7 protein-coding genes, 1 pseudogene and 1 other annotated feature are annotated in these 9,969 nt (G+C 43.7%); of the genes and pseudogenes, 1 reads left to right on the forward strand and 7 read right to left on the reverse strand.

The annotated features are described in order from the left end of the window. From MSA64_RS11020 to MSA64_RS11050, 7 genes are all read right to left on the reverse strand, one after another. Positions 1-1,438 (reverse strand): alpha-amylase family glycosyl hydrolase (locus MSA64_RS11020; RefSeq protein WP_287891623.1); only part of this gene is annotated, 1,438 nt, incomplete at its 3' end. Positions 1,439-1,643: 205 nt separating this feature from the next. Then, on the reverse strand, positions 1,644-3,326 hold the full coding sequence (locus tag MSA64_RS11025; protein WP_022172423.1) for a phospho-sugar mutase: 1,683 nt from the start codon (positions 3,324-3,326) through the stop codon (positions 1,644-1,646). Positions 3,327-3,532: 206 nt separating this feature from the next. Next, on the reverse strand, positions 3,533-3,817 hold the full coding sequence (locus MSA64_RS11030) for a hypothetical protein (RefSeq protein WP_022172422.1): 285 nt from the start codon (positions 3,815-3,817) through the stop codon (positions 3,533-3,535). 82 nt (positions 3,818-3,899) lie between these two features. Then, entirely contained in the window at positions 3,900-6,314 is a 2,415-nt protein-coding gene (gene leuS, locus MSA64_RS11035; protein ID WP_277663961.1) for a leucine--tRNA ligase, read from the reverse strand. Positions 6,315-6,373: 59 nt separating this feature from the next. Then, positions 6,374-6,618 (reverse strand) — a binding site (T-box leader). A 173-nt stretch (positions 6,619-6,791) separates the two neighbouring features. Beyond that, positions 6,792-7,391 carry a sugar O-acetyltransferase gene (locus MSA64_RS11040; RefSeq protein ID WP_287891626.1) on the reverse strand — a complete coding sequence of 200 codons (600 nt, stop codon included), beginning with the start codon at positions 7,389-7,391 and terminating at the stop codon, positions 6,792-6,794. Positions 7,392-7,530: 139 nt separating this feature from the next. Beyond that, positions 7,531-8,328, reverse strand: coding sequence for a hypothetical protein (locus MSA64_RS11045; RefSeq protein WP_287891628.1), 798 nt, complete (start codon positions 8,326-8,328; stop codon positions 7,531-7,533). Positions 8,329-8,481: 153 nt separating this feature from the next. Beyond that, positions 8,482-9,273: a helix-turn-helix transcriptional regulator gene (locus MSA64_RS11050; protein WP_154431261.1), complete on the reverse strand. Its 792-nt coding sequence runs from the start codon at positions 9,271-9,273 to the stop codon at positions 8,482-8,484. A 170-nt stretch (positions 9,274-9,443) separates the two neighbouring features. On the opposite strand from MSA64_RS11050, the pseudogene MSA64_RS11055 reads away from it, so the two are divergent. After that, positions 9,444-9,969 (forward strand): annotated as a pseudogene (locus MSA64_RS11055) (alpha-N-arabinofuranosidase); the annotation flags it as partial.

Below are 9,969 nucleotides of genomic sequence, written 5' to 3' on the forward strand. Positions count from 1 at the left end.
CTTCAAAGACAATGGTTTCATTTTCTGATGTCTTCTGCTCTTTTACGGTTACCGGTTTTACTTTTTTCATTATTGCAACCGGGACCGGAGTTTCGTTCTTCAACTGTTCTTCCGGAATCCAGATATCGCCGCTGTTCGCAGGAATCGTCACGTGGATTCTTCCACCCTGTACTTCTGCCCGGTTACCGGAAAGTGCACCGATATATATGGCAGTATTACCTGCAGGCAGATTCATATCTGTGGCATTGTCATCGTTGTTGACGGTGACAATCACACGTACATTGTCCAGATCCCGTGCAAAAGCATATTGCCGGTTGGTAAGCATCAGTTCATAATATTTTCCATAGCTTAATGCCGGTGTGCCCTGACGGATCTTTCCGAGTGCAGCAATCAGCGCTGTACAGGGATTTTCAGTGACGGCATTTTTGTAATTTTCCAGATCCAGTGCCGGACGAAGGCTTACATCTGAGAATTTTTCTTTCTTTCCTTCAATTCCAAATTCCGATCCGTAATAAATACTCGGAATACCAGGCAGAGTATACAACAATATATGGATCGGTGCAAAATGCGCTTTGTTGCTGAGTTTGGTATAGATCCGTTCTACATCATGATTGTCCACAAAATTGTAAAGATCCAGATCACCCATATTCTGCAGATATTTAACGGTATGTGCGATTTCAAAATAATTATGGTCGTTATGCCCGCTGTACAGGGCTTTATGCAGAGCATAGTTTGTTACACTGTGCAGAGTATCGCCGTTAACCCAACGGCTGTAATCACCGTGGATAACCTCTCCCATGAGCCAGAAATCCTCTTTTACTTCATCAGCAGTACGGCGCAGGGCATGCATAAAGTCAAAATCCAGGACATCTGCAGCATCCAGACGAATACCATCAATATCAAATTCAGACACCCAGAAACGTATCACATCACAGATATAATTCTGTACTTCCGGATTGCGCTGATTCAATTTTACCAGAAGATTATATCCTCCCCAGTTTTCGTAGGAAAAACCATCATTATACTCTGTGTTTCCGCAGAAATTTACATTGCAATACCAGTTGACATAGCGGGAATGTTCCCGGTGTTCCTGGATATCTTTAAAAGCAAAGAAATCACGTCCGGTGTGATTGAAGACACCATCGAAAATCACACGGATTCCTTTTTTATGGCAGGCAGCTACAAAGTTCGTAAGATCCTCATTGGTTCCCAGACGAGAATCCAGTTTCTTATAATCTGTAGTCTCATATCCATGTCCAACGCTTTCGAATAACGGACCGATATACAGTGCTGTACATCCAATCTTCTGGATATGATCGATCCATGGCAACAAGGTATTCAACCGATGTGCCGGAGCACCATAGTCATTCTGTGCCGGAGCACCTGTAAGACCCAGGGGATAAATATGATAAAATATAGCTTCATTGTACCAACTCATGTGAATGCACCTCTATTTCTACAATTTATTTAACTGTTCAGTACCTTTGTGATCATAGTATATTTACTTTTATTATAATACCACACCTTCTTACAGAAATCCAGCAATTTATTTACCGTTCGGTATATAAATTATCTAAACAGAAAAAATGGGCAATACAGATTTCTCTGTATTGCCCATTTGTACAGCGTATTTTTTCGTTACCTTATGCCATGATCGGTTTTAAAGCTTCAGCCAGTTTTTCTTTCTCTGCTTCTGCTTCTGCCAGATCTTTACCCAGCGTGGTGTAATAGATCTTGATCTTTGGTTCTGTACCGGATGGACGAACGATAACGGTTTCGTTGTTCTCCAGTTTGTAGATCAGAACGTTGGCTGCCGGAAGACCGGTTTCTTCCGGTTTTTCATAGTCTGTTACGCTGGCAACTTTATTGCCTGCGATTTCGGTCAGAGGATTCTTTCTGAGTCCTTCCATGATACCTGCCATAGTATCCATACCACTCAGTCCCGGGAATTCAAAGCTGTCTACTTTGTTCAGGTAACGACCATATTCTTTGTAAATCTCTTCCAGTCTCGCTTTCAGAGAACTTCCGGTGCTTCTGTAGTAAGCAGCCATCTCACAGATCAACATGGAAGCGATGACTGCGTCTTTGTCACGTACATAAGGACCAGCCAGATAGCCATAACTTTCTTCGAATCCGAAGATGAAACGATCAACTTCACCTGCTGCTTCCAGCTGAGCAATCTGATCACCGATCCATTTGAAACCGGTCAGGACACTTCTCAATTCCACACCGTAATGTTTTGCAACGGCATCTGCCAGCGGTGTGGATACAATAGATTTTACTGCTACCGGATTCTGTGGCATCGTGCCTTTTTCAATACGTCCTGCACAGATATAATCCAGGAGCAGAACACCCACTTCATTTCCGCTGACCAGTTCATAAGAACCATCGGGACATTTCATAGCGATACCTACACGGTCAGCATCCGGGTCTGTTGCAAGCATCAGGTCAGCACCGGATTCTTTTGCAAGATTCAGTCCCAGTTCAAGAGCCGCAAAGATTTCCGGGTTCGGATAACTGCAAGTTGTAAAGTAACCGTTTGGATATTCCTGTTCGGGGACAATGGTGATATCAGTAATTCCGATGTCTTTCAGTACCTGTGTGACAGGAACCAGACCGGAACCGTTTAACGGACTGTATACTAGTTTCAGTCCTGCAGTTTTACACAGACCCGGACGAACCTGTCTGGACTCGATAGCATCATACAGGGCACGTTTGCAGTCATCTCCTACGAAACGGATCAGTCCTTCTTCTACACCTGCTGCAAAAGACATATATTTTGCACCGGTCAGAACATCAGTTTTCTGAATCTCATTGTAAACGATTGCTGCAGCATCATCTGTCATCTGGCATCCGTCCGGACCGTATGCTTTATAACCATTGTACTTTGCAGGGTTATGAGAAGCAGTTACCATGATACCTGCATTACAGTTGTAATATCTGGTTGCGAAAGAAAGGGCCGGAACCGGCATCAGAGCATCATAGATTCTGACTTTGATTCCGTTGGCTGCCAGTACACTTGCAGCAGTCTTTGCAAATACATCACTTTTCAGACGGCTGTCGTAGCTGATGGCTACAGTTTGTGTGCCGCCCTGTGTTTTTACCCAGTTGGCCAGTCCCTGTGTTGCCTGACGGACCACATAAATATTCATACGATTGGTACCTGCTCCCAGGACCCCACGAAGACCAGCAGTTCCGAATTTTAATGCGACCGCGAAACGTTCTTTGATCTCATCATCGTTTCCTTCGATCCTGGACAGTTCCGGGTTCAGATCGGCATCCTCAAGATCTGCTGCCAACCAGCGTTTGTATTCTTCCTGATACATTATTTACCACTCCTATTATCTTTATTTTTGTCACTTAAAAAGTTATATAGATTGTAACATGTTTTCACAAAAACAGCAACTGCTTTGTGAAACTTAAACGAATGTCAACAAATAATTTCGGTGAAAACGACAAATTCTACTATATTATCAGAAAAATTGCATGTCATTTTCCAATGACAAAACACGCCAGATATCATATCATGTTCTCAATTTTCCAGAGTGGCGAAAAATAATTCATAAAAATCGTCTTCGCCTTCCAGTTTTGGCGAATTTTCTCCCCCACCGTTGGTACTGCGACGCATGGAAGCATAAAACTCTTCCCCTGCCTGAATCAGATCCATCGTATAGATTGGATAACCTTCTTCCTGACATTTTTTACAGAAAGCATCGACAGGATTCTTCTCACTGCGGGTTGCAAAGAGTGCTTTTCGAAGTTCCGGGTCTTTCTTGGCTTTCAGCTGCAGTGCATCCAGTAGTTCAATCGTATTCATAAAACATCCTCCTTTATCCCGTGATATGCAAAAGAGGCCTGCCAAATACAATGCAGACCTCCTTGTCTTTTACTGTTTTTAATTATTTCTGAACAATGTTGATGATTTTCTTCGGTACATAGATCTCTTTTACGATTGTACCTGTCAGTTTGTCAGCAACGGCTTCTTTTCCTTTTGCGATTGCATCTTCTTTGGAAATGTCAACCGGGATACTGATGACTGCACGGGTTTTTCCGTTGATCTGTACCGGTACCTCTACTTCGTCATCTTTCATAGCGTCTTCATCATGTTCCGGCCATTTTGCTGCAAATACGGATGTGTCATGACCCAGAACCTGCCACAGTTCTTCGGCAATGTGCGGAGCGAACGGAGAAAGCAGAATTACATAGGTAGACAGTGTTTCTTTGTCAATACCACCGGTCTTCTTAGCCATGTCAATCATCTTGTTGTTATATTCCATGAATTTGGAAACAACGGTATTCAGGCTGAAGCTTTCCAGACGTTCTGTGATATCGTGAATCAGGCAGTGACGCAGTTTTACCATCTCTTTAGTTTCTGAAACATTTGCTTCTGCGCTGTCCTGTACCAGTTTCCAGAAACGATTCAGGAAACGGTATACACCGTCGATTCCTCTGTCATCCCACTCTGCATCCAGTTCCGGCGGTCCTACGAACAGCTCATAGATACGCAGAGAGTCACATCCGTAATCTCTTACCAGATCATCAGGAGAAACAACGTTTCCTTTCGATTTACTCATCTTGATACCGTTCTTACCGGTGATCATACCCTGGTTGAACAGTTTGTGGAATGGTTCATCAAAGTCAATAGCTCCGATATCATACAGGAACTTGGTATAGAAACGGGAATACAGCAGATGCAGTACCGCATGTTCCACACCACCGATGTACATATCTACCGGCAGATATTTGTCAGCTTTTTCTTTGGATACCAGCTCTTTGTCATTTTTGTTATCTACATAACGCAGGAAATACCAGGAAGAACCTGCCCACTGTGGCATAGTGTTGGTCTCACGTTTTGCAGGTCCTCCGCAGGCCGGGCACTTGCAGTTAACCCATTCGTCAATAGCAGCCAGTGGAGATTCACCCGTTCCTGTCGGTTCGTAGGATTCTACATCCGGTAAACGAAGCGGAAGTTCTTCTTCCGGTACCGGAACGTTTCCACATTTCGGGCAGTGAACGATCGGAATCGGCTCGCCCCAGTAACGCTGACGGGAGAATACCCAGTCACGCAGTTTGAAGTTTACGGTTTTACGTCCGATACCCATCTTTTCGATCATCATCGGAGCTTCTTTCTTCAGTACAGAAGATTCCATACCGTTCCAGTCACCGGAGTTGATCATAGTTCCAGAAGCCTCGGTATATGCTTCTGTCATATTTTCGATTTCTTTTCCATCTTTTGCGATTACCTGAATGATCGGAATATTGAACTTGGTTGCAAATTCAAAGTCACGGTCATCATGGGCAGGTACACACATGATTGCTCCGGTACCGTAATCAGCCAATACATAGTCAGACAGCCAGATCGGTACTTTGGCACCATTTAACGGGTTGATTGCATAAGATCCGGTAAATACACCAGTCTTTTCTTTGTCCTGCAGACGATCCACGTTAGACTTCATGGATGCATCGTAGATATATTGCTCCACAGCTTCTCTTGTTTCATCGGTGGCCAGTTCTTTTGCCATGGCATGCTCAGGAGCCAGTACCATGAAGGTTGCACCGTGAAGGGTATCCGGGCGGGTGGTGTATACAGTGATCTTCTCGTCTTTTCCTTCAACCGGGAATTCAACTTCTGCACCATAGGATTTACCGATCCAGTCACTCTGCATCTTTTTAACTTTTTCCGGCCAGTCCAGTTTGTTCAGATCATTCAACAGACGGTCTGCATATTTTGTGATACGCAGCATCCACTGACGCAGATTTTTCTTAGTTACTTCAGAACCACAACGTTCACATTTTCCGTTGACAACTTCTTCATTTGCCAGACCTGTTTTACAGGATGGACACCAGTTGATCGGGAATTCTTTTTCGTAAGCCAGACCTTCTTTAAACATCTTTACAAAGATCCACTGGGTCCATTTGTAGAACTCAGGATCTGTGGTGTTTACTTCGCGATCCCAGTCATACAGAGCTGCGATCTCGTTGATCTGACGTTTGATATTTGCTACGTTGTCTGCGGTTGATTTTGCAGGATGTACACCCATTTTGATCGCATAGTTTTCAGCCGGCAGACCGAAAGCATCCCATCCCATCGGGTGAATGATATAGTAACCGTTCAATAATTTGTAGCGGCTCCATACATCAGAAATTACATATCCTCTCCAGTGTCCGACATGAAGACCATTTCCTGACGGATATGGGAACATGTCCAGACAATAATATTTTGGCTTTTTGCCATCATCCACATTCACCGGGTGTTCTTCCCAGATATCATGCCATTTTTTTTCTACTGCCCTATGATTATAAGGTACTGTCATGGTTTCTTCCTCCTAGGTATTGCTTGAAATATAAAAAGTCCTTTTGTTTCTGTTTTTCAACTAGAGACGAAAGGACTTTATTTCCGTGGTACCACTCTACTTCATGAAGCATAAGCCTCATGCACTTATGGATTCTGTAACGGGAACTCCCGCTTTTTCTTACTTGCATCTTCTATAAATTATGAAAATGTTTCGGAAAAAGGACTCCGGGGCCAGTTCAAAGCTCTCTTCTGCTGACTCGCACCAACCGACAGCTCTCTGAAAGAACGATACCGCTTTTACTCTTCCCCTTCCAGGTCGTATACTTTATAAAACATAAAATATTTTAACTGCAAAGACAGTGTTTGTCAAGGCTTTCCTGTTATTTACACGGGCAGCAAGCCAAAGTGTTACTGTTCACTCCATTCCCGGTAACACACCTCGCGATGCAAAGAATTTATACCAATCGTATAAATTCGCGAAGCATATTTTATCTCGTTAGGGCTGCTCATCAAAACGATGGTTTTTAAAATAGTATTCTTTATCGTGCTCATTGATCTCACGATATACCTTGCATGGACTTCCAAAAGCAATACAGTTTGCCGGAATGTCTTTTGTTACGATAGAACCGGCACCGATCACGGAATTTTCTCCGATAGTTACATCCGGAAGAACGACAACATTGGCTCCCAGCCATACATTATCACCAATGGTGATTGGGAATGAATACATTCCGTCCCCCCGGTGTTCCGGATCAATGGGATGTCCGGTGGTACACAAGGTTACATTCGGTCCGATCAACACATTTTTTCCGATGGTGATCTTCCAGTCATCGATCAGTGTCAGATTCATATTAGAATAGGTGCCGTCTCCGATGGATACATATTTTCCAACAGCTGCTGTAAGCGGTGGAGTGATCCATACATTTTTTCCTACTTTTCCGAAAATATCGTGAAGAAGTGCTTCTCTTCCTTCCATATCTTCCGGTGGCATACTGTTGAATTCTCTTACCAGTGCTTTTGTGTGAGCCTGCAGACTCATATTTTCATCATCATTCTGCCATACATACCCCTGTTTCATTCTCTCCTGCTCAGTCATAGTTTTTCTACCTCCCAGTTATTATTACTACAGGGTTAAGTGTAACATATTTGTGTGGAAAAAGCCATCTGCTCTCAAAGAAAAGTATTGCCACGGTACATAACAGTAACATATAACAGTCAGGTGCTTTTTCATAGCATCAGTTGTCTATCGAATCGGAAAAAAACAGACGTGGGAAAAGATCTTGTCCGAGCTCTTCCGCGGTATAATCCGCATTGCAAGATACGCTGGGAGCATACAGGTACGTATATCCATCCCGTATGACCATAAATGCCAGCCAGAAATTGGTATCCTCGTTGTTTCCGCTGGTAAAGGAAACAATATACACCGGATAGGAAAGACTCTCAGTATAACCATCGTCCTGGTAAACGGAAAGAATGTTATATATGCCACCGTCGGTCAGTTTTTCTGCTGCAAGGGTTGCGTATGCCTCCGGAGTGTCTGGAAGATCTTCCGGGTTGACATAGCAATAGTCAACGATGCAAGACATCCCGTCTTCTAACATATCGTCATATCGGTGAGTCCCGTCTTCATAATTTTCATTTAGTATAGAAATCATACCGGTATAAGGAAGAGCACCTCCCATGAGAACCGGTATGTCCACAGAATTCTCCTGACCGGACGGCGCATCAACAGGGTCTTCATCTGGTTGTGACGGAGAAGGATCTGCCTCATCAGGTGTATGAGATCCATGATCATTATCTGATTGAGTGTTTTCCGTGGTGTCGATATTTTCAGGAACTTCAGGTTCGTCCGTTATTATCGGATCAGTGGTTTTTTCCGGGTCAGACGGATCCTCGTCGTTTTGTTTGGTGTTTCTATCTGCAGTAATGAATGGAATCTTGAAGGGTAATTCGACCGGAAGTTTAAAAGAACAGGATGTCATGGTCAATGCTGCTGTGAGGAGCAGTGAAGCAAAAAGCCATTTTCTTTTCATAAGCGTAGTCTCCTTTCTTCTGATTATAGCAAATAGAATGATATACAGAATTCCTTTTTTACATTGTACCATATATTGTGCGGTTTGTGTGACTTTGCCTTATAAAATGATCCACTGGTCTTTCGATTATTGTTATCGGTAAACAGTGATTTTTCATTGAGGAGAAACGCTGGAGATCCAGTCTTTTGGCGAACAACCGCACTGCTGTTTAAAATATCGGCTGAAATGAGACATGTTTCGAAATCCGCAGGAAAGAGCCACTTGTTGGATCGGCAGCGCTTCATTTGTCAGTAGATTTTTGGCCTTGTCAAGACGGACCTGTAGCAGGTCGTTGTGTGGGGTACTGTGAAAAAACTGCCGGTAATAAGCGTAGAACTGACTTTTTTCCAGGTTTATCTGATTGCAGAGTTGTTCGGTTGTCCAGTGTTTTTCATAATGGCGGAGCATCTCCATGCGAAGTGCCTGAAAATCCCGGTACAACCCTTCTTCTTCTGGGTTATGTCGCTGCCCTTTTTCAAGTCCACGGGCTGCCGTGACCAGAAGCTGGCAGATCAGTGCACTCTGCATTGCTTCCGTATGAGAACCGCGGGTGATGTATTCCTGCTGCAGCTTGCGGATGATTTCTTCTATTTCTTCCGGATTTTGCGGATAAAATATCTGGTTTTGCGGAAGCTGAAAATATTCTGCCGGATTCTCCTGTGCAACAAAATGAAGATAACTGTTCCGGAACTTCTGTACTGCCTGATAGTGCTGCATCTGTCCTGGTGTGTACAGGATGCAGGCATTTTCTCCGGTAATCAGTATACCATTCTCCTGATAAACTTTCATCGGAGTTTTCAGCAATAAAAACAAATAATCGCCGCTCCCCTGTGGACGGTAGATCCGGTCAGTATCTGGGTTGGAGCGGTTGTATTCGCAAAACTGTATGGAAATATCTGAAATCATTACTTCATCACCCTCTCGTATTTTCTACAAAAAGCATACCTGACACCGGAAAAAAAGTCAATTACTTCGGACAAAAACCTCTGGTATTCTTCCAATGTTCTGTTACAATCATAGACAGTACAGACAATACATGTCGAGAGCACATTATATAACCACAGGAGGTTTTTACAATGAAAAAAGCTGAAATTATTGTAGACAAATATTTCCTCACCGGCGCGGTAGACAAAAGGATCTTCGGTTCTTTTATTGAACATCTGGGAAGAGCCGTGTACGAAGGAATCTATCAGGAAGGCAACCCGAACTCCGATGCACAGGGATTTCGGAAAGATACCCTGGATCTGGTCAAAGAACTGCAGGTTCCGATCGTTCGTTATCCGGGCGGTAACTTTGTATCCGGTTTCCGCTGGGAAGACAGCGTAGGACCAAAAGACAAACGGCCATCCAGACCGGAGCTTGCCTGGGGTGTGATCGAAACCAATCAGTTCGGATTAAATGAATTCGCCGACTGGTCAAAAAAAGCAGGAAGTGATATCATGATGGCTGTCAATCTGGGAACCCGCGGACCGGAAGATGCCAAGAATCTTCTGGAATACTGTAACTTCAAAGGCGGCACTTACTACAGTGATCTGCGAAAAGAACATGGTTACAAAGATCCGCACGATATCAAAGTATGGTGCCTGGGAAATGAAATGGATG

It is taken from the genome of Oliverpabstia sp., assembly GCF_022785585.1.
Lineage (GTDB): Bacteria > Bacillota > Clostridia > Lachnospirales > Lachnospiraceae > Oliverpabstia > Oliverpabstia intestinalis.

Excerpts from the sequence above, each read along its gene's own strand:
- MSA64_RS11030 (WP_022172422.1), bottom strand. The coding sequence starts at position 3,817 with ATGAATACGATTGAACTACTGGATGCACTGCAGCTGAAAGCCAAGAAA.
- MSA64_RS11040 (WP_287891626.1), bottom strand. The coding sequence starts at position 7,391 with ATGACTGAGCAGGAGAGAATGAAACAGGGGTATGTATGGCAGAATGAT.
- MSA64_RS11045 (WP_287891628.1), bottom strand. The coding sequence starts at position 8,328 with ATGAAAAGAAAATGGCTTTTTGCTTCACTGCTCCTCACAGCAGCATTG.
- MSA64_RS11050 (WP_154431261.1), bottom strand. The coding sequence starts at position 9,273 with ATGATTTCAGATATTTCCATACAGTTTTGCGAATACAACCGCTCCAAC.
- leuS (WP_277663961.1), bottom strand. The coding sequence starts at position 6,314 with ATGACAGTACCTTATAATCATAGGGCAGTAGAAAAAAAATGGCATGAT.
- MSA64_RS11025 (WP_022172423.1), bottom strand. The coding sequence starts at position 3,326 with ATGTATCAGGAAGAATACAAACGCTGGTTGGCAGCAGATCTTGAGGAT.